Source organism: Arthrobacter sp. TJ-270 (genome assembly GCF_058269075.1).
The window spans coordinates 631,901-650,988 of sequence record NZ_JBZCNB010000001.1 but is presented as its reverse complement, the minus strand read 5'-3'; the positions used below and the strand labels follow the sequence as shown (position 1 = coordinate 650,988).

At 65.5% G+C, this 19,088-nt stretch carries 16 protein-coding genes; 8 read left to right on the top strand and 8 right to left on the bottom strand.

Annotated elements, in window-relative coordinates; genetic code table 11:
- The first annotated feature begins 65 nt into the window (after nt 1-65).
- The 3 genes from AC4D2M_RS03090 to AC4D2M_RS03080 are packed head-to-tail and all read left to right on the top strand — an operon-like array spanning nt 66 to nt 2,211.
- Nucleotides 66-542, top strand: a complete 477-nt coding sequence (locus tag AC4D2M_RS03090; protein ID WP_490889885.1) for a cupredoxin domain-containing protein — start codon at nt 66-68, stop codon at nt 540-542.
- Nucleotides 535-990, top strand: coding sequence for a hypothetical protein (locus AC4D2M_RS03085; protein WP_490889882.1), 456 nt, complete (start codon nt 535-537; stop codon nt 988-990). The genes AC4D2M_RS03090 and AC4D2M_RS03085 overlap by 8 nt, the downstream gene beginning before the upstream one ends.
- A gap of 9 nt (nt 991-999) precedes the next feature.
- Nucleotides 1,000-2,211, top strand: coding sequence for an MFS transporter (locus AC4D2M_RS03080; protein WP_490889881.1), 1,212 nt, complete (start codon nt 1,000-1,002; stop codon nt 2,209-2,211).
- On the opposite strand, the gene AC4D2M_RS03075 is transcribed toward AC4D2M_RS03080, so the two are convergent.
- Together AC4D2M_RS03075 and AC4D2M_RS03070 are read right to left on the bottom strand one after the other, a co-directional pair.
- Nucleotides 2,208-3,116 carry a phosphatase PAP2 family protein gene (locus tag AC4D2M_RS03075; protein WP_490889880.1) on the bottom strand — a complete coding sequence of 303 codons (909 nt, stop codon included), beginning with the start codon at nt 3,114-3,116 and terminating at the stop codon, nt 2,208-2,210. The two genes, AC4D2M_RS03080 and AC4D2M_RS03075, sit on opposite strands and share 4 nt — an antisense overlap.
- Nucleotides 3,117-3,236: 120 nt before the next feature.
- The gene (locus tag AC4D2M_RS03070) at nt 3,237-5,225 is read right to left on the bottom strand and encodes a fibronectin type III domain-containing protein (protein WP_490889877.1); all 1,989 of its coding nucleotides are present in this window, start codon (nt 5,223-5,225) and stop codon (nt 3,237-3,239) included.
- A 129-nt stretch (nt 5,226-5,354) separates the two neighbouring features.
- Here AC4D2M_RS03070 and AC4D2M_RS03065 point away from each other — a divergent pair, with 129 nt between their 5' ends.
- The gene (locus tag AC4D2M_RS03065; RefSeq protein ID WP_490889875.1) at nt 5,355-6,347 is read left to right on the top strand and encodes an o-succinylbenzoate synthase; all 993 of its coding nucleotides are present in this window, start codon (nt 5,355-5,357) and stop codon (nt 6,345-6,347) included.
- Between the two features lie 54 nt (nt 6,348-6,401).
- Here AC4D2M_RS03065 and AC4D2M_RS03060 read toward each other — a convergent pair whose 3' ends face one another.
- Nucleotides 6,402-8,444: a PhoX family protein gene (locus tag AC4D2M_RS03060; protein WP_490889873.1), complete on the bottom strand. Its 2,043-nt coding sequence runs from the start codon at nt 8,442-8,444 to the stop codon at nt 6,402-6,404.
- Nucleotides 8,445-8,583: 139 nt separating this feature from the next.
- Between AC4D2M_RS03060 and menD the strand changes: the two genes are divergently transcribed.
- Entirely contained in the window at nt 8,584-10,242 is a 1,659-nt protein-coding gene (gene menD / locus AC4D2M_RS03055; RefSeq protein WP_490889871.1) for a 2-succinyl-5-enolpyruvyl-6-hydroxy-3-cyclohexene-1-carboxylic-acid synthase, read from the top strand.
- On the opposite strand, the gene AC4D2M_RS03050 is transcribed toward menD, so the two are convergent.
- From AC4D2M_RS03050 to AC4D2M_RS03030, 5 genes are all read right to left on the bottom strand, one after another.
- A complete protein-coding gene (locus AC4D2M_RS03050) occupies nt 10,243-11,658 on the bottom strand; it encodes a D-alanyl-D-alanine carboxypeptidase family protein (RefSeq protein ID WP_490889869.1) in 1,416 nt (471 codons plus the stop codon).
- Between the two features lie 90 nt (nt 11,659-11,748).
- Nucleotides 11,749-12,504: an amino acid ABC transporter ATP-binding protein gene (locus AC4D2M_RS03045; protein WP_490889867.1), complete on the bottom strand. Its 756-nt coding sequence runs from the start codon at nt 12,502-12,504 to the stop codon at nt 11,749-11,751.
- Between the two features lie 3 nt (nt 12,505-12,507).
- The gene (locus tag AC4D2M_RS03040; protein ID WP_490889865.1) at nt 12,508-13,293 is read right to left on the bottom strand and encodes an amino acid ABC transporter permease; all 786 of its coding nucleotides are present in this window, start codon (nt 13,291-13,293) and stop codon (nt 12,508-12,510) included.
- 82 nt (nt 13,294-13,375) lie between these two features.
- Nucleotides 13,376-14,182 carry a transporter substrate-binding domain-containing protein gene (locus AC4D2M_RS03035; RefSeq protein WP_490889864.1) on the bottom strand — a complete coding sequence of 269 codons (807 nt, stop codon included), beginning with the start codon at nt 14,180-14,182 and terminating at the stop codon, nt 13,376-13,378.
- A gap of 120 nt (nt 14,183-14,302) precedes the next feature.
- Nucleotides 14,303-15,655, bottom strand: a complete 1,353-nt coding sequence (locus tag AC4D2M_RS03030) for an isochorismate synthase (protein WP_490889863.1) — start codon at nt 15,653-15,655, stop codon at nt 14,303-14,305.
- Nucleotides 15,656-15,746: 91 nt separating this feature from the next.
- Between AC4D2M_RS03030 and AC4D2M_RS03025 the strand changes: the two genes are divergently transcribed.
- From AC4D2M_RS03025 to AC4D2M_RS03015, 3 genes are all read left to right on the top strand, one after another.
- On the top strand, nt 15,747-16,511 hold the full coding sequence (locus tag AC4D2M_RS03025) for a demethylmenaquinone methyltransferase (protein WP_490889861.1): 765 nt from the start codon (nt 15,747-15,749) through the stop codon (nt 16,509-16,511).
- Complete coding sequence (locus AC4D2M_RS03020) at nt 16,512-17,798, top strand: geranylgeranyl reductase family protein (RefSeq protein WP_490889860.1); 1,287 nt, start codon at nt 16,512-16,514, stop codon at nt 17,796-17,798.
- 129 nt (nt 17,799-17,927) lie between these two features.
- Nucleotides 17,928-19,031 carry a polyprenyl synthetase family protein gene (locus AC4D2M_RS03015; RefSeq protein WP_490889859.1) on the top strand — a complete coding sequence of 368 codons (1,104 nt, stop codon included), beginning with the start codon at nt 17,928-17,930 and terminating at the stop codon, nt 19,029-19,031.
- Nucleotides 19,032-19,088 lie beyond the last annotated feature (57 nt).

The following is a 19,088-nucleotide window of genomic DNA, read 5'->3' as shown; positions in this document are numbered from 1 at the left end:
ACACTGTGAGATGGGATAAATGCTCCCGGGGAAGCCGGTTGTGGATCCCGCCGGAATGGAGAGCCATGAAAATCCCACGCAGCGCGCTTGGCCTGAGTCTTGCACTTGTGCTTGTTGGAGTCGCCGGATGCGGTTCGGGTGATCAACCGACCGGCGAGGCTCCGCCGGCTGAAACCACCAGCGAAGCAGAAGCCACGGCTGAAGCTACAGACGAGACAACCACAGCCGAGGAACCCGCCTCCTCCGAGGAAGCGTCGGAGGAGCCCACAGAAGAGGCGCCGGCCGAGGAAATTGTCATCACCATCCGCAACTTCGAGTACGAGATGCCCGAAACCGTGCCCGCCGGTGCCGAGATCACCGTGGTCAACGAGGACACAGCCCCGCACACCGTGACCTCCACCGAGACCGAAGACTTCGACGCCGTCGCCAAGGGTGGTGAGACTGTCACCTTCACCGCGCCGTCAGAGCCGGGTGAGTACCCCTTCGTCTGCACGTTCCACGCGAACATGTCGGGAACGCTGGTGGTAAGCAGCGATGGCTAGCGCGGCGGCACACGGGCGGCGTGTCAGCCGCGGACGGTCGGCTCCGCAGTTGATCGGTCTCCGTGTCCTCATCGCGCTGGGGCTGGCGATCGACGCGTACGTGCATTTTCTCCTCGCGCCGACCTACGAGTTGGCCTACCCGGACGGGATGGGCGGAGGGACTCTCTTCCGCATCCAGGCCGTGGCGGCCATCATTGCGGGTCTCTATGTACTGATCCGCGGAAGCCGCCTGTCCTACGCAATCGCGGCCCTTGTTGCGCTGTCGGCGTTCGCCGCCGTCGTGCTGTCTGCCTACGTCCAGCTGCCGCAGATAGGGCCCATACCGGCGATGTATGAACCTGTGTGGTTCTTCGAGAAAACCCTGAGCGCAGTCGCCGAAGGAATCGCAGGAGTGCTCGCCGTCATCGGATTCTTCCTGCTGAAGCGGAAGGATGCCGCACTGCGCTAGTTTTGAACGGTGCGCCAGGAACCGTTCAACCTTCGAAAAATAGCAGTTGGCGCCTACGGTCCCTCACTCCTGTACGGCGCCGCAACGGGTTCGATCATCCCGGTCATTGTGCTCTCGGCCACGGAGCTGGGCGCGAACGTCGCGACGGCGGCACTGATCCTCACGCTCACGGGGATCGGATCGCTTGTCACCAACGTCCCGGCCACCCTGATCACCTCCCGCTTCGGCGAGCGGTGGTCGCTAGTGGCGGCCTCGCTCTGGTGCTCTGCCGCGATGATCCTTGCACTCGTCGCGACGAACCTCGCCGTCTTCGCCACCGCCATCTTCATGATCGGCATGGCCGGAGCCGTGTTCGGGCTCGCCCGTCAGAGTTATCTCACCGAGGCGGTGCCCGTTCACTTCCGTGCCCGCGCGCTCTCGACCCTGGGCGGAGTGACGCGGATCGGCGTCTTCCTCGGTCCGTTTGCCGGTGCGCTCGCGATGAGTTTCCTCGGGCTCGACGGCGCTTACTGGGTTGGCGCTGTCACCACCGTCGTTGCCGCTGTGCTCAGCTTCCAGGTCCCCGAACTGGGCGGACCGCGTGCGTCCCGACGACGGGATACCTCCGACCTTGCCGTAGCCGTACCGACCCTCCGGACAATCTTCCGAAGCCACGCGCGGATTTTCGGAACCGTCGGCCTCGGGGTACTGCTGATCGCAGCGGTCAGGGCCACAAGGCAGGCTGTCCTCCCGCTCTGGGCCCAGGAAATCGGTCTGGACCCGACGACGACGGCCCTCATCTACGGTGTGTCCGGCGGGATCGACATGCTCATCTTCTATCCTGCGGGCAAGGTGATGGACGTCTACGGCAGGCGCTGGGTCGCAGTGCCCTGCATGCTGCTCATGGGTACGGCACTGCTCCTGCTGCCGCTGACACAGGATGCGTTTGGCCTGCTGGCCGTGGCGCTGCTCATCGGATTCGGTAACGGTATCGGCTCCGGGATCGTGATGACGCTGGGGGCGGATTTCTCGCCGTCGCCGGGTCGGCCGCAGTTCCTTGGCATCTGGCGTCTGCTGTCGGACATCGGGACCATGGCGGGCCCGGGAACCGTGTCCCTCGTTACAGCGGCGGCAACGCTCGCGGGCGGAATCTGGGCCACCGGTGCGCTGGGTCTGCTGGGAGCGCTCGTGCTGTGGCGGTGGGTGCCGCCGTCAGAGAGCCGGAAGCTGCTGGTGCGTTAGGACTTGCGGAGCCGCGCCTGCGAGCCGAACAGCCAGCACGCCGTGCCGCTCAGCGTGTAGCCCACGCCGACAATGAGTGAAAGGCCGGACCAGAAAAACAGCGGAACCCCGGCAGTGCCGGGCACAGGAGCGGGACCGATTGCCTGCACATACATGTACAGGCCGAGTGACAGTGCCAAGGAAAGCAGGCCCGGGATCCAGCACAACGCCAGCCACACCCGGGATGCGCCCCAGGATTCGCCGAAGCCGTCCCAGACGTTCCAGGGATTGCCGGTACGCATGATGAGGAGACCGCCGATGAGTGTCCATGCACCGACCACCAGGTAAGCGGCCACGACGTCGGCGGGCCGGTGCCACAGATTGATGAAAGTTGCGGCTCCCGCCAGGACGGAATAGGAGCCGCCGGCGGCGGCCGCGAAGGGGCGCCAGCGGGGGGACACGACAAGGAATATAGCCGCTGCGGCCGATGCGGCCAGGGTGGTGTGCCCGGAGGGAAGCGAGTTGAAGTCCAGGGTAGGCACGCCCCGGTCCGGACGGTCGAAAAGGAGGTTCTTCAAAATCTGCGTAGTGAGATTGGCGCCGATGATTGTGCCGAGGGCGATACCGGCCGCGGCCCACCGCCGTCGTCCGAGTGTGACGAAGAGGATCACCACTGCCGCGATGAACACTGAGATCATCGGCAGGCTGTCGAGCAGTTGTAGAAAGGGCCCTCGACTGTCCGGTGCGGCGATGCCCGCTTCCGCCCAGGCCGATTCATCCGCAAATTGCCCTGTCGTGGTGCGCACGAACGCCCAGTACGTCCAGCCCAGAGCGACAAAGCACCCGATCGCGCCGAGGACAAACAGCACGGGGTGTCGTGCGGCAGTTGAGAAGCGGCGTGACTTGGTCGGGTGCTTGGTGCTCACCTGATTAACACTTACACGATCCCGGGTTGGTTCTTGAACAGCGCGCCCGTACTGTTCGCCAAACGGGTCCGCCCGCACACCTTCCGGCGTGCGGGCGGACCCGTGTCAGGTGGTGCGGCGCTACCGCCTGGTGACGGGTACCGTGATGGATCCGCCGGCCGAGGACGTAATCTTCGCTTGCGACGTCGCGGTGGCGTTGGAGTTACGAACGCGGATGGTCCAGCTGCCGTCGGCCAGGACCGTTGCCCGTCCGATGAGGGTGCCGTTCGCATCGACCGCTGTGATGGTGTTGTTTGCGGTAATGCTTGCGCTTCCGCCGATCCGCCACTCACGCTTGTCGGCACGGTACTCCGCGGTCGCCGTGAGCTGGTCCTCGGGAGTGACCGTGGAGGAGGCACCGCTGCCGAAGGTCCCGGGCGGGCTGTCACCGGCAGCGCTTGTTGCAACGAGCTTCAGGTTGTACACGGTTTCGTTGGTCAGCCCGTTCAGTACCGCGCTCCGTCCTGCAGCGTCCGTCTTGACTTCAACAGCTGCGCCCGAAAGCGGCGTAGCCGTCAGGACATAGCCCGTAACCGGCGTGTTTCCGGCGGTGGCCGGCTGCCACTCAACGGTCGCGCTCTCGTTGCCCGCGGTCACCCGCACAACGTTGGGAGGAGTCGGTGCGGTCAGGGTTCCCGCCTTCGGGGTGAAAAGAACCGGTTCAGCTGCGGTGTTGCCCGCCGCGCTGTTCGCCGTCACAACGAAGCTGTGCTCCGTTCCGGGGGTAAGGCCCTCGAGCGTTGCCGATGTGGCACCGCTCCCGACTGTGGTTATAGCAGCTTCCGTCGTCCCGGACATCGCCGTGACGGTGTAGCCGGTCACGGCAGAACCGTTCGCGGCCGCCGCGGTCCAGGAGATCTCGGCTGAACCAAGCAGCGAACCATCCTTGACCGCTACGTCGCCCGGAGCCGACGGTGCAGTAGCCGCAGGCGGCGTTTCGACGGATGTGACCGTGACGGTGCCGGCCTCCGCGGCGGTGCTTGCCTGTCCGTTGAGGGCAAACACCTGCACCGGATACGCCTGGGCATTGACCAGTCCACGGATGGTGGCGCTGGTGGCTTCCGCCCCGACCTTCACGCTCACTTCCTGGCCCAGGGCCGTGTCTACCGCGACTACTTCGTAACCGGTGATCGCGGGGGCGTCAGCAGGAACGGTTGCGGCCTTCCAGGTGACATTGATGCCGTTCTGTCCGGCTGCGCTGGCGAAGGCTTCAGTAGGAGGGTTGGGAGCCTGTCCAGCCGGCCCGGCGGGGCATCCGCCGAATCCCGGTCCGTCAATCTCCTTGAATTCGGAGATGGTCAGGCCCAGTTGGGCTTCAACATTTGCCGGCTCGGCCTGCCAGCTGGCTACTGAAGGATCACCGGCGAAAGCTGTGTCCTGCTCCGCCTTGGAGAAGAAGCCGTACGTGACCTCGAATTGCCCACCCGCCGCCGTGCCGTCCACGGTGTAGGTTGCAGGCGCCTCGTCGGTCGGCCAGCCGATCGCCCGCTCGCCGATGCCCATGGCTCTCATATCGGGGTTGACGATTTCAACTCCCATGCGGGCGAGGTCAACGTCTGGACCATAGGTGCCCTTGACAACAACTGTGCCTTCGACGTCGCCAGCAACATCCGGCGTTGCTGTGCCGTCAACGGATTCAACGGAAGTGATCAGCGCCGTTCCTGCAACCGCCCCGTCGCTGCTGCCATCTTCGAATTCCGCCGTGACGACGTCGAGGCCGGTGATGTTGGGGGTGACCACGTCCCAGCAGGACCCCCCGGGGTGATTGACCTCGAAGAAGCCATCATCACCGACCACCCCGTGTGAAATGCCGATGAGGTTCCCCCCGCGGGTGACCTTGATGGCGACGTCCTGGCCTGCCTGGGCGGTGTAGCCCTCGATGGCGACCATGTCCCGCTTGGTGAAGATCTCGATGTTTCCTGGTCCGATGGGAGGATTTGCCGCCATGACGACGGTCGCGCTGCCGGCAATGAGCATCAGTGTAGTGCTTCCCGCGAGCAGTCCGGTAACGCGTCTCCTGGAAGACGGGGTACCTGTAGCACCGGGAGAAACGTGACTGTGTAACTTCATCACGAATCCTTTCCTAACGGAGCTCGCAGGCCCCGAAATAGTTCGCTGCAGGACGGACGCCTGCTTCCGTTAGGATCGTCCCGGGATCTTGGGAATTTCTTGACTGGTCGTTATGACTACGCTGATTCAATGGAGCAACCCACTGCGGATGAGCTGCTGGCTTCCGCACACGTAGTCTCAGTCCCCATGCGCGTCCGCTTCCGCGGAGTCACCCATCGGGAGGCGCTGATTCTGCGCGGACCGCGGGGCTGGGGCGAGTTCTCGCCTTTTCCCGAGTACGACGACGCCGAGTCGGCTTCCTGGCTGCGCGCGGCGGTCGAAGCCGCGTGGGAGGGCTTCCCTGGGCCGGTGCGGAGCCGCGTCCCGGTGAACGCCACTGTCCCCGCGGTGGCGGCGGCCGGCGTCGAACCCATACTGGCGCGGTTCGGTGCCGTGAGCGCTGTCAAGATCAAGGTGGCGGAGCGCGGGCAGACGCTTGACGACGACGTCGCCCGCGTCGCTGAGGTGCGCCGCCTCCTTCCGGAGGCGAAGCTGCGTGTTGATGCCAACGGCGGCTGGGACCCGGCCGATGCCCTTCCAGCGCTCGAGGCCCTCGCTCCCTTCGGACTTGAATACGCCGAGCAACCGGTCATGGGTACTGCTGATCTGCGGGCCGTCCGGCTCGAAGTACGGCGACGCGGTCTCCCGGTTCTGATCGCGGCGGATGAGGGTGTCCGCAAGGCGGAGGATCCGCTCCGCGTCGCCCGGGAGGACGCGGCGGATCTGATTGTCGTGAAGGTTGCACCACTCGGCGGCGTCCGGCGTGCGCTGGACATCGTGGCGCAGGCGGGCCTTCCCGCCGTCGTAAGTTCCGCTCTGGACACCTCGGTCGGCATCCGAGCGGGGGTGGCGCTCGCCGCGTCGCTGCCGGAGCTGCCCTACGCCTGCGGACTGGCTACCCTCTCGCTGATGGACGGTGACGTGTCGCCCGAGCCCCTGTTGCCCGACGGCGGCTGGCTGCCGGTGCGCCCGGTGACTGTTACCGAAGAACTCCTTCAGCGCTTCGCGGCACCAACGGACCGTACTGCCTGGTGGCTGGAACGGTTGAAACGGGTACACACGATTCTCGAATCCGGGGCTTAAACGGCGAAGGCCGGGGTATGCGGTTCATGCACACCCCGGCCGCGTCCGCGGAGGTTACTTCCGCAGGCCCTTGCCGTTCTTGCCGCGGAAGACCTGGACCACCGAGGGACGGGGTGCAGGGGTTCCGTCATACGGGAACAGCGAGGTGTGGTTGCCCCACGAGCCGTCCTCACCCGGGTGCTGCACGGCGACGAAGATCATGCCTTCCTGGTCGTGGATGACCGGTCCGCAGGTTTCGGCGTCCCGTGGCACGGAGAGGAACTGCTCGACCTTGCCTCGGTCGGCGCCCTCAAGGGTCACCTTGAAGAGGCCGTCGTTGTAGCCGATGCCGGACGGCGCGCCGTCGGTGGAGATCCAGAGGTTGCCCGCTGAGTCGAAGGCCACGTTGTCCGGGCATGAGATGGGGGAGACCTGATCCACCGGGTAGCCGCTGAAGTAGGTCACGTCGCCCTGGGCAGGATCACCGCAAACCATCAGCAGGTTCCAGTTGAAGGTCGAAGCCGTGGCGTCGTTGTTGGTTTCGGTGATCTCGACGATGTGGCCGTCGCGGTTCTGGGTGCGGGGGTTGGTTTCATCGGCGGCAGGGTTCGAGCCGACACCACGGTTCGAGTTGTTGGTGCACGCTACGTAAATCCGCCCGGTCACCGGGTTGGGCTCAACGTCTTCGGGGCGGTCCATCTTGGTGGGGCCGACCTTGTCCGCGGCCAGACGGGTGTGAACCAGCACCTCCTCGATGCTCATGCCGGGAACGGCGCTGCGTCCGCCGCGGCTGAGCGGAATCCACTCGCCCGTGCCGTCGAAGGAACCGTCGGAAGGCACTGCACCCGAGCCGTCGATCTCGGCCTCCGAGTTGCCGCGGAACCGTGCGACGAACAGGTCACCGTTGGCGAGGAGCGTCTTGTTGTGCTCGCGGTTGCCTTCGATGTGCTTGTCGCGTGAAACGAACTTGTACAGGTAGTCAAAGCGCTCGTCATCGCCCATGTAGGCCACAACGTGTCCGTCGGCGTTGAGCCGGACGTTGGCGCCTTCGTGCTTGAAACGGCCCATGGCAGTGTGCTTGACCGGGGTCGAGGTGGGGTCCATCGGATCGACCTCAACGATGTAGCCGAAGCGGTTCGGCTCGTTCCTGTAGCCTTCGGTGGACGCGTCGAAGCGCTCCTCGTCCAGGTGCCAGCCGCGGCCGGGATTGGTGCTGGTGATCCCGTAACGGCGCTGTGCAGCGGTGGGGGTTCCCACCTTGAAGTAGCCTTGGAAGTTCTCTTCGCCGGAGAGGATGGTGCCCCAGGGTGTGGTGCCGCCGGCGCAGTTGTTCAGGGTGCCGAGTACGGTGCGTCCCTCGGGATCCGCAACAGTTTTGACGAGATCGGAGCCGGCAGCAGGACCGGTGAGCGTGAACGGCGTCGACATGGTGATCCGACGGTTGAGCTTGCCGGTGCGGGTGTACCTCCAGGGGAAGCCCTCGCTCTTGCGCTCGAGTTCGACGACGGCCATGCCGTGGGCGTTCTTCGCGATTGCCCGGATGGTGGCGGCATCGGTGCCTGGAGGGAACATGATGCTCTCGTTGGTGTACTCGTGGTTGGCCACGAGAACGGCACGGGTGTTCTTCCTGTCCAGCGGCAGAATGTCCAGGTAGTCGTTGTTGTAGCCGAACTGGCCTGCCTGTGATTCCGGAGTCTGGTTATGGATGTCGAACTCGGGCGCTCCCGGCAGAATGGGATCGCCCCAGCGGATAATCGGCTCCCATGAGTACGTCTTCGGGACGGTGAACTCATCGACGGATGCGGGCACGGGGGCGATGGCGGAGAACTGCAGGCGTCCGCCGGCCTTTGCAGCCGGCGAAAGACCCTGGGCGCCCGGTGCCTGGTTGACGGCGTTCGCGCCGAGCAGCAGGGTCAGCGCGCCGACAGCGCCCGCACCGAGCACGTTGCGGCGTGAGTATTCGGCGGAGACGATGTCGCGCATGTAGCTGTTGTTCGACGTGTTGCAGACGTCTTTGGCGCACGCGTTGTCACACTTCAGCGCGCAGGTAACCGCGCTTCGTTTGCCCTTCACATGGTCCAGCATGGGCAGGAAGCGGCGGCGGGATTCGATGGTCATGGGAGTGTTGCCTTCCGAAGATGAACGGTCGAATCTGAGGCTGTCAGTGCCACCTGTCCCGGCGAGGACTATCAGGTGAACCCGGGGTAAATAGTTGGGCGCCCGGGGGAAGCAGGGTCATCAGTGAAAGGATGGACCGGTGAAGTCGATCGAATCAGCCCGCGCCGTTGTTCGGGCGCTGCACAACTCCGGAATCACCGACGTCGTTCTTGCCCCGGGATCACGCAGCGCACCTCTTGCATACGCCCTGGCGGAGGCAGCCGAACACGGCGGGCTCCGACTCCACGTTCGCGTGGATGAGCGGGTGGGTGGATTCACCGCACTGGGACTGGCGCTCGGGTCCCAGCGTCCGGCTGCCGTCGTCACCACCTCCGGCACCGCCGTGGGGGAATTGCTCCCCGCTGTGATGGAGGCCAACCACGCTGCGGTGCCCCTTGTGGTCCTCTCCGCAGACCGGCCGGACGAGCTGCGCGGAACCGGCGCCAACCAGACCACGCGCCAGGTGGGCCTGTTCGGCGTGCACACCCGTGCCGCACTCGACGTTCCGGCAGGCACTGATCCTTCGCCCTACGTTGCGCGGGCGCTCGCTGAGGCGCGCGGAGCCAACGGCCCCGCGGGACCGGTGCAGGTGAACCTCGCGTTCCGGGATCCGCTCGTGCCGGACCTCGACGAGGTGCGCGGTCCCGCCGAGACGCAGCCTCTTGGCGCCGTGCCGATGGTCCGGACAACAGAACCAGCGGGGACCGCGGCGCCTGCTCCGAACGACGCCGCCCGCACTGTTGTGCTCGCGGGGCACGGAGCAGGGGAGCTGGCAGCGGTGTTCGCGCAGCATCTGGGCCTCCCGCTGCTGGCGGAGCCGTCGTCGAACGCGCGGTTCGGCTCGTCCGCCATCGGCGCGTACCGGCTGCTGCTCGAGCAGTTCGGGCCGCGGATCGAGCGGGTCGTTGTGTTCGGGCGGCCGACGCTCTCCCGGCCGGTGGCAGCGCTGCTCGCCCGGACGGACGTGGAGCGGGCACTGTATGTACCGGAACCGCAGGCGTGGTTCGAGGAGGGCAGGCGTCCCGAACGGATGATCAGCACGCTTGACGGGTTAGTGGCCTTCGCAGGGTGCGGCGCTGACGGATGGCTCGAGGAATGGCGGGAGGCGGGTGCCCGAGCTGAGGCCGCCCTTCAGCTGCACCTAGCCGACGAGCCCGCACTCACAGGGCTGCACGTGGCGGACGCGGTGTGGGAGAACACTACGGACAACCTGGTGCTCGGGTCATCGAACCCCATCCGTGACATGGACCTTATGGCCTCCGGTGACTGGCACCCCCTCGAGGTGTACGCCAACCGCGGTCTGTCCGGGATCGACGGCACCATCTCGACCGCGACCGGCATTGCGCTTGCCGCGGGTATTCCCACGCGGCTGCTGGTCGGTGACCTGACCTTCCTGCACGACGCCGGCGGCCTCCTTCTCGGTACCGGCGAGGAGGAGCCGGACCTGCAGGTTGTTGTACTCAACGATTCAGGCGGCGGCATTTTCGGCCTCTTGGAGCATGGGGATCCCGCGACGGTGGAACGCTACGGACCCGCTGTGGAACGCCTGTTCGGCACGCCGCACGCGGCGGATCTCGCCGCCCTGGCGGCAGGCTACGGCGTTCAGCACCGGCTCGTCAGTACTCCCGACGAGCTGGATGCTGTTCTGGAGCAACCGATCAGCGGCCGGTCGGTCCTGGAAGTCAGGATCGACCGCGCCGGGCTGCGCGATTTGCACGCACGGGTGAGGACTGCCGTGCGGAACGCCGTTGAGCGTTAGTTACCGGAACAGCCGGTAGGTCTGCCAGCCCTGACCGATGGTCGCGGCGGTTCCCCACCTGTTACCCGGCATCGGGTAGTACCTCAGCTGGCCGGTTGCTGTCGAGCGTGCCCTCAGCCCGTACGAACCCGGGCCCTGGAAACCGGAGATGGCAGTGAGGCTGTCCATTGACTGCCAGCCCTGCCCGATCACGCGCCGGGTCTCGTTCACGAAACCGCCGGAACCGTTGGAGCGGTACAGGGCGAGCTGGCCGTTGGACCGCGTGCCCAGAATGTCCTGGTTGCCGTCCCGGTCCCAGTCGGCCTGGGCGATCCCCAGGTTTTGCCACCCGTGTCCGATTCGAACTCCGCGCGACAGGGTGCCGCCTGCGGTGTTCGCGTAGTGCCAGAGTCCGCCTGTGCTGTCCTTGGCCACCACGGATGGGAAGCGGCTGTTCCGCAACCAGCGGCCCACCGTGACCTCGTGAGAGCCCCAGCCCTGGCCGATGCTGACCGGTGCCTGGAATCCTCCACCGAACAGGCCTCGGTACAGGGTCAGCCGGCCGTCGTTCCACTGGGCGACGAGGTCCTGGATTCCGTCGGCGTTCCAGTCCGTATTGAAGCCTGCCTTCAGCGAGGACCAACCGCCGCCAAGACGAGCCCTGGGACGGAAACCGTTGAGGTAGTTCGATGGATAGGTCCACAGGGCGCCGGTGGCGTCGGCGGCCACGACATCCGAGGAATGCTTCACCGAAGGATTGGAGCCGTTGTAGTAATGCTCCATGGTGGGGATGCCACGGGTTTTCATTTCGGTGGCCACTGACCGGCCGACATAGCGCAGGTGCCACGGCTCAAAGGTGTAGCCGGTGGTCGGCTGGTATCCGTCCGGGTACCTGACGATGAACCCGTACCGGTGCGCGTTCGCTGCAACCCAGCGGCCGCCGGGGGTGTTCGCGAAGCAGGCGCCGAGACCGCAGGATCCGTCCTGGTTGCCGACGTCAACCGCCAGCCCGGTTTGGTGTTCGCTGTGGCCGGGGCGGGCGGAGATGGTATCGGCAACTGCTTGACCGTAGAGGCTGACGTAATAGTTGTAGAGCGCAGCCTGCTCGTCGTACGAGCGGTAGGCGCTTATCAGGGCAAGCGGGGCGCCCGCACCGCGGGCGGCATTCAACAGGTTCTGGAGGTTGGACGACACCTCGCGCCGCACCAGGTAGCTGGTGCCCGGGTAGTACACGAGGTCCGGCGGAACGTATCTGAGTGGATTCAGGGGCCGGGACTTCGTCACCAGCACCTGGACGTTATTCGGATCGTTGACCGGGATGGCCGCATTGGCCGGTGGTGCGGTGAGCAATCCGGCGAGCAGAGTGAGACAAACAACGACGACGGCGGCGAACCGCGCCCTCAGGCGCGGACGTCCGGCGGTGAGTAACTCGGACATCGATTTCCTGGGGTAGGGGAGACCAAGCGGGTTGGTGCGTTTTATCTTCGCACGCACCAACCCGTTTAGGAACGGCCCCTTAAATCACAGTTAGAGAACCTTTGAGAGGAAGCCCTGCGTGCGCTCGTGCTGCGGGTTGCCGAGGACATCCTCCGGATTGCCCTGCTCCACCACGACTCCGCCGTCCATGAAGACCACGCGGTCGCCGACTTCCCGGGCAAAGCCCATCTCGTGGGTAACCACCATCATGGTCATGCCGTCGCGGGCGAGTTGCTTCATCACGTCCAGGACGTCGCCGACCAGTTCGGGGTCGAGCGCGCTGGTGGGCTCGTCGAACAGCATCATGTCCGGGTCCATGGACAGCGCACGGGCAATCGCCACGCGCTGCTGCTGGCCGCCGGAGAGCTGCGAGGGAAAGGCGTCTGCCTTCTCGGCGAGTCCCACCTTGTCGAGGTTCCGCCGCGCGACTTCCTCAGCTTCCGCCCTACCGCGCTTCTTCGCCCGGATCTGGGCCAGCGTGAGGTTGCGCAGCACGTTCAGGTGCGGGAACAGGTTGAACTGCTGGAACACCATACCGATGCGGGTCCGGACCTTGTCGAGGTCGGTGTCCTCGTCGGTGATGTCGACGCCCTCGACCATGATGGTGCCCGACGTCGGCTCCTCAAGCCTGTTGACACAGCGCAGCAGCGTGGACTTGCCCGAGCCCGAAGGGCCGATGACGCAGACCACCTCACCCTGGTCCACATGGAAGTCAATGCCCTTGAGCACTTCGTTGTCCCCGAAGGATTTGTGCAGATCGCGTACCTCGATGGCGGGCACGTCAGTTCTGCGGTGCGGTTCGGCCATGGCTTATCGGCCTCTCTTGTTGTGTCGTTCCAGCTTGGCAACCAGCTGGGTAAGGGGGAGGGTGATGACCAGATACATCAGCGCCGCGAGCACCAGGGGTGTTGCGTTGGCCTGCGATGACACGGAGTCACGGGCGAAGGTGGTGAGCTCGCGGTCGCTGAGGGCCATGCCGGCGATGAACAGCAGAGAGGTGTCCTTGATGAGGATGACCAGCTCGTTGGTCAGGGGAGGCGTGATGATCCGGAAGGCCTGGGGGAGGACTACGGACACCAGGGTCCAGGACGGCCGCATGCCCAGTGAGCGGGCTGCTTCGACCTGGCCCTTGGGCACGGCCTCGATGCCGGCGCGGATGGTTTCGGCGATGTAGGCGGCGCCGACCACGATGAGCGCGATCAGGCCGGCGCCGGCACTGCCGCCCGGAGGACGCCACTGGAAGGCGATCGGAACAGCGAAGGCGAATCCGAAGATCACCAGCAGGGCGGGGAGGCCGCGGAACAGTTCAATGTAGGCGGTCGCCAACCAGCGGTACGGGCCGACGGGCGAGAGCTTCATCAGGGCGAGGATGAGCCCGCCGATCATGCCTCCGACGAAGGCGATAGCCGTGTAGACGACCGTATTTTTCGCAGCGGTGGTGATGACCCCCGGGAAGGCCTGCGCGGCGACGTCAAGATCGAAGAAGTTTGAGCGGATCGCTTCCCAGTCGGCCAGGAACACAACGACGGCGATGGCGATGATGAAAATGGCATAGAGGACACCCCGGAAGAGCCGCTTACGGGTGGTGGGTTTCACGTGTTTTCTTACCTATCTTTCGGGAGGTGAACACGGCTGCGGCAGTCCCAGAACCTGGAACTGCCGCATATCCGTGGAGTGGTTACTTCTCCTCGAAGTAGGTGTTGTAGATCTCGTCGTACTTGCCGCTGTCACGCAGCCCGGCGAGCTCGGTGTTCACAGCTTCGACGAGGGTTTCGCTTCCCTCCTTGGGGAACGCGAACCCATACTGCTCGTCCGTCTCGAACTCGGCGGCGATGGTGTATGCGCCGTCCTCGGTGTGGTTCAGGTTGACGGGCAGATCCTGAAGGATCGCTGCCACGTTCCCCGCCTGGAGCGCTGAGTAGAGCTCCGCGTCACTGGGGAATGCCACCACCTCGGTGTCGGCCGGGACATTGTCGCGGGCGTATGCCTCACCGGTGGTGCCCTGCTGAACGCCCACGGATTCACCGGCAAGATCCTCGAGGCCGGCAATGGCGGAGTCCGCCGGAACCAGCAGTGACTGCAGCGAGTCGTAGTACGGCTCAGAGAAGGTCAGGTTCTCTTCACGGTCGGGGGTGATGGTCATGGCGCTGGCGCCGACGTCGCACTGCCCGGCAGCAAGCACGGCACCGGACTGGAGTCCGTCGAACCCGACGTCCTGCACGGTGAATTCAAGGTCAAGGCCAGCGGCGATTTCCTTCATCAGATCCATGTCGAACCCGACGTATTCGCCGTTCTCTTCGTACTCGAACGGCTCGTAGGGGATGTCGGAGCAGACAGTCAGCGTGCCGGGGGAGACAAGGTTCAGTTCGGAGCCGCCTCCGGCTGCCTCCCCGCCCTCCTCGGGCTCGGAGCCGCCGCCGCAGGCGGTAAGTGCCAGGGTGCCGATTGCCATAACGGCAAGCGATTTGGAAATCTTCGAAAACATGCAGTACCTCAGCTCAGGACGGAGTAAGAAAACGTCATGGACGATTCTAGCTGTTATGGAGATGTGCATCACAGGCTACAGCCATTGCCTATTGGTAACCAACAGCTTCAGGGAAAAGAATCAGGATCGTGATGGTGCCCGCAGGCCGAGCGCTTCGATCATGGGCCGGAACTTGCTCCACGTTTCCGCGAGTTCCGCCACCGGCTGGGAGCCCTCAACGATGCCGCAGCCGGCGTACATCCGAACCCGCGTGGGAGTCTCGACGACGGCACCGCGCAGGGCAATGCCCCACTCGCCGTTTCCATCGGCGTCCATCCAGCCCACCGGTCCGGCGTACGGTCCCCGTTCAAGGTGTTCCAGTTCCCGGATCAGCTCACCGGCAACCGTGGTGGGCGTGCCGCATACAGCCGCCGTAGGGTGCAGGGCCTCGACCAGAACCAATGACGACGGCACGTTGCCGTCGCTGTCCTCGGCAAGTTCGGCGGTGACGTCGGAAGCGAGATGCCACACGTTGGGAAGTTCTAGGACGAAGGGCTCGCTGTGTGAGGTCATGGTCCGGGTGAACGGTTCCAGCTGCCGGGTGAGGGAGTCGATGGCGATCTCATGTTCGTGCTGCTGCTTCTCCGAGCCGGCCAGCACCCGCTCCGCGTAGCTGCTCTCCCCGGCCGGCGCCGAGGATCGGTCAAGGGTGCCCGCCAGAACCCGGGCGCGGGCGGTGTGGTTCTCGACCTTGATGAGCATTTCCGGTGTGGAGCCGATGAGCCCGTCCACCGAGTAGGTCCAGCAATCGGAGTAGCGGACAGCGAGCTCACGCAGCACCTGCGCCGCGGAAATGGGTGAACCGAGCTCGGCAACGACGTCGCGGGCCAGGACGAGTTTGCTCAGCTCACCGTCACGGATGTGCGCGACGCCGCGACTGACCGCCGTCATCCACTGCTCTTCGGTCAGAATCCCCGGAGCCAGCCGGTCGCCTGGGCAGGGTTTCCGTTCCGGCTCAACTTCGTCGAGGTAGGCGGCAAGCTCCGCTTCCGCAGCAGAGGCACTCACCTCCGCGTCGTCGTCATCCGTGATGTAGGTGAGCCAGCTCTTACCCTCACTGCTGCCGACAACTATCCGCGGCACAATGAGACGGGAGAGGTGGCGGGAGGTCTTTGAGAAGGCAAAGGACCCGAACGACATCAACCCGGTGCCGGGCTGGCTGAGGGGATTGACGACGTCGGCAGCCGCGACGACCTCCCGCCACCATGCCTGCGCCTCGGCGAATCGGCCCGGTCCGGAGGTGGTGAAGCGCGCCGCCTCGCCGAAGCCGACAAGGCCTCCGCCGCGGCGGATCCAGGTGTGGACCTCATTGCGCACCACGTAATCGAGGAGGCCGGTGTCCAGTTGAAGGTCGCCCCGCTCAAAGGTGATGCTGCGAAGGGCAGGCGCCTGATCCAGCGGCGTCGCCACTGCAGCAGGGGACGGAATGCTCATGATGCTCTAGCGTACTCCCGCGCGCTGTCCTCCCTGTTCCGTCCTGTCCGTTCAATTGGGGGTGCGGTTCAATGTTTGAGACAATGACGGGGTGAATCGAGCATCGCTGGATAAGCGTCCCGAGGAAGTTGCCGCCATGTTTGACGATGTGGCGCCCAAATACGACGTAGTGAATGACGTGCTTTCGCTGGGGCAGACCCACCGTTGGCGGCGTGTTGTGGTGGACGCCGTTGATGCGGGTCGGGGAGACCGGGTGCTTGACCTGGCAGCCGGTACGGGCACGTCGAGTGAGCCCTTCGCCGACGCCGGCGTACATGTGGTCGCGTGTGATTTCTCACTCGGGATGCTGCGCGTGGGCAAGCGCCGCCGTCCGGACATCGACTTCATTGCCGGCGACGCCACCAACCTGCCGTTCGAAGACAACTCCTTCGACGCCTGCACCATCTCCTTCGGGCTGCGCAACGTCGACCGCCCCACCAAGGCGCTGGAGGAAATGCTCCGCGTCACCAAGCCGGGCGGCCGCCTCGTCATTGCCGAGTTCTCGCAGCCCACCGTTCCGCTCTGGCGCACTATGTACACCGAGTACCTCATGCGCGCACTCCCGGCGATCGCCACCAAGGTCAGCTCCAACCCTGAGGCATACGTTTACCTCGCCGAGTCCATTCGAGCCTGGCCCAACCAGGACGAGTTGGCCGCGTTGATCACCGAGAGCGGCTGGCAATCGGTCGCCTACCGCAACCTGAACGGCGGCATTGTGGCCGTGCACCGCGCCACCAAGCCGGAAGCCACCATCACAACGACGGCGGCAGCCTCCCAGACCCGCCAGCGTCGCCGCAGCAGCAGGGCCGCAAACTAAGTGTCCGTCCTCATCATCGGCGCGGGGCCGGCCGGGTCCACGGCTGCCTACTACCTCGCTGCTGCAGGTATCGAAACGACGGTCGTCGAGAAGACGTTCTTCCCCCGCGAGAAGGTGTGCGGGGACGGCTTCACGCCTCGCGCCGTTCGGGAGATACAGCTGCTGGGATTGCCGCACGGCGAAGAACTCGGGTGGCGGCGGAACATGGGCCTTCGGCTCCTGGCCGGCGGCAGGACCGTCGAACTGCCCTGGCCTGAGCTGTCCGACTTCCCGTCCTACGGGCTGGTGCGCACGCGGCTCGGCTTCGATGAGCAGCTTGCCGAGCACGCCCGGTCCGCCGGTGCACGGATCCTCGAGGGCCACTCGGTCACCGAAGCGGTACGGGACCATACCGGGCGGGTGACCGGCGTCGTCGTGAACGTCCTCGGCCCTGGCGGGCGGCGGACGGGCGAGCAGAAGACCCTGAGCGCCGACGTCGTGCTGGCGGCGGACGGTAACTCGACCCGGACGGCCGTGAGCCTTGGCATGGCCAAGCGGGACGACAGGCCCCTGGGCGTCGCGGTGCGGACCTACTTCACGAGCCCCCGCCATGAAGACCCATGGATGGAGGGCTGGCTGGAACTGCCGGACGCCTCCGGGAAGCCTCTGCCCGGCTACGGCTGGGTGTTCGGTGTGGGCGACGGAACCTCGAATGTGGGCCTGGGGATCCTGAACTCCTCTGCGTCGTTCGGGAAGCTCGACTACAAGCAGGTGCTGCGGGACTGGACCGCCGGGATGCCCGCCGATTGGGGATTCACCGAGGAGAACCAGATCGGCGAAATCCGCGGCGCGGCCTTGCCGATGGGATTCAACCGGACTCCGCACTACTCGCCGGGCATGCTGCTGCTCGGAGACGCCGGTGGCATGGTGTCGCCGTTCAACGGTGAGGGAATCTCCTACGCCATGGAGTCGGCGCGGTACGCGGCCGAGTTCATCGAGCGGTCCCACGCCGTGGACCCGGGGCCTGCGCGGGACAGCGTGGTCTCGGGATACGCGCCGTACATCCGCGACCAGTGGGGAAGCCACTTCACCCTCGGCCGCGTCTTCGCCGGACTGATCGGCAAGCCGGCCATTCTGCGGCTCGCGCTGCGTACCGGCATGCCGATCCCGGTGCTGATGCGGTTCGTTGTGCGGATGCTGGCCAACCTGACCGACTCCGGAGGCAAGGGTTTCGAGGATCGGCTGATCCATGTGCTCGAAAGCCTCGTCCCGGCGACGGATAACCAGTCGGTAGCTCGGAACCGGTAGAACCCCGGGAACTTTTGCGCACCTCTGGCGGGTTGAAGGGCGGCCCAGAACCCGCCAGAGCTGCACGAAAGTTCCAGCCCGTTGACTCCCAATGCTCGCTGCGCTCCCTCGCCCGATAGGCTTAGACCCATGACGGATTCCCCCCAAACCAGCTGGACCAGCGCTGGCCATCCGCGCCCGCTCATCGACGAGCTGGAGCCGAGCACCGGCGTGATCGCCACGGGGCTCCGCCTGCCCGCAGGTTTCGCCCTGATTGCTGAGGATCCGGAGCTTGGACCGGCTGTGTCAACGTGCCTCGCCAAGGTCGAGAAACAGCTTCGCGAAGCGATCTCCAGTTCCGATCCGCTGGCAGACGCCACCTCCCGCCACCTCGTTGAAGCCGGCGGCAAGCGAATCCGTCCGCTGCTGACCATCCTGGCTTCCCACCTCGGAGATCCAACCAAGCCGGAAGTGGTGGTTGCCGCCGTCGTCGTGGAACTGACGCACCTGGCAACTCTGTACCACGACGACGTGATGGACTCCGCGCCGTACCGCCGGGGCGCTCCGACGGCACACGAAGTGTGGGGTAATTCCGTAGCGATCCTGACCGGCGACCTGATCTTCGCCCGGGCTTCGATCTTGGTTTCTGAGCTGGGATCCCGTGCGCTCGGTATTCAGGCGCGTACTTTCGAGCGGCTCTGCCTCGGCCAACTGCACGAGACCGTTGGTCCCCGGGACGGCGAGGACCCGGTGGAGCACTACCTGTCGGTCATCGCGGACAAGACCGGCTCCCTGGTTGCCGCGTCCGGGCAGCTCGGTGCGATTTTCGCGGATGCACCGGCGTCGGCTGTCGATGTCATGGTGTCCTACGGCGAGAAGGTTGGTGTTGCATTCCAGCTGGCAGATGACGTCATCGACGTCACCGGGCTGAAGTCTAAATCGGGCAAATCTCCGGGGACCGACCTGCGCGAGGGCGTACCCACGCTGCCCGTACTCCTGCTGCGCCAGGCGGCTGCTGCCGGCGACGGGTCCGCGCAGCGCGTGCTCGAGTTGGTGGACGGCGACCTGACCTCGGACGAGGCCCTCGCAGAAGCTGTTTCAGCCCTCCGTGAGCACTCGGCCACACGCCAGGCCTGGACCGTTGCGCAGCAGTGGGCGGAAGACGCGGTCTCCGCACTCGACCCGTTGCCCGACAGCATGGTCAAAACTGCGCTGGCGAGCTTTGCACAGGCGGTCGTCAGCCGCGACGTCTAGCGTCGGCCGGCGCTATGTACGGCGCTATGTACGGCGCTATGTACGGCGCTATGTACG

Excerpts from the sequence above, each read along its gene's own strand:
- AC4D2M_RS03015 (WP_490889859.1), top strand. The coding sequence starts at position 17,928 with ATGACGGATTCCCCCCAAACCAGCTGGACCAGCGCTGGCCATCCGCGC.
- AC4D2M_RS03065 (WP_490889875.1), top strand. The coding sequence starts at position 5,355 with ATGGAGCAACCCACTGCGGATGAGCTGCTGGCTTCCGCACACGTAGTC.
- AC4D2M_RS03060 (WP_490889873.1), bottom strand. The coding sequence starts at position 8,444 with ATGACCATCGAATCCCGCCGCCGCTTCCTGCCCATGCTGGACCATGTG.
- AC4D2M_RS03090 (WP_490889885.1), top strand. The coding sequence starts at position 66 with ATGAAAATCCCACGCAGCGCGCTTGGCCTGAGTCTTGCACTTGTGCTT.
- AC4D2M_RS03050 (WP_490889869.1), bottom strand. The coding sequence starts at position 11,658 with ATGTCCGAGTTACTCACCGCCGGACGTCCGCGCCTGAGGGCGCGGTTC.
- AC4D2M_RS03070 (WP_490889877.1), bottom strand. The coding sequence starts at position 5,225 with ATGAAGTTACACAGTCACGTTTCTCCCGGTGCTACAGGTACCCCGTCT.
- AC4D2M_RS03035 (WP_490889864.1), bottom strand. The coding sequence starts at position 14,182 with ATGTTTTCGAAGATTTCCAAATCGCTTGCCGTTATGGCAATCGGCACC.
- AC4D2M_RS03085 (WP_490889882.1), top strand. The coding sequence starts at position 535 with ATGGCTAGCGCGGCGGCACACGGGCGGCGTGTCAGCCGCGGACGGTCG.
- AC4D2M_RS03045 (WP_490889867.1), bottom strand. The coding sequence starts at position 12,504 with ATGGCCGAACCGCACCGCAGAACTGACGTGCCCGCCATCGAGGTACGC.
- AC4D2M_RS03030 (WP_490889863.1), bottom strand. The coding sequence starts at position 15,655 with ATGAGCATTCCGTCCCCTGCTGCAGTGGCGACGCCGCTGGATCAGGCG.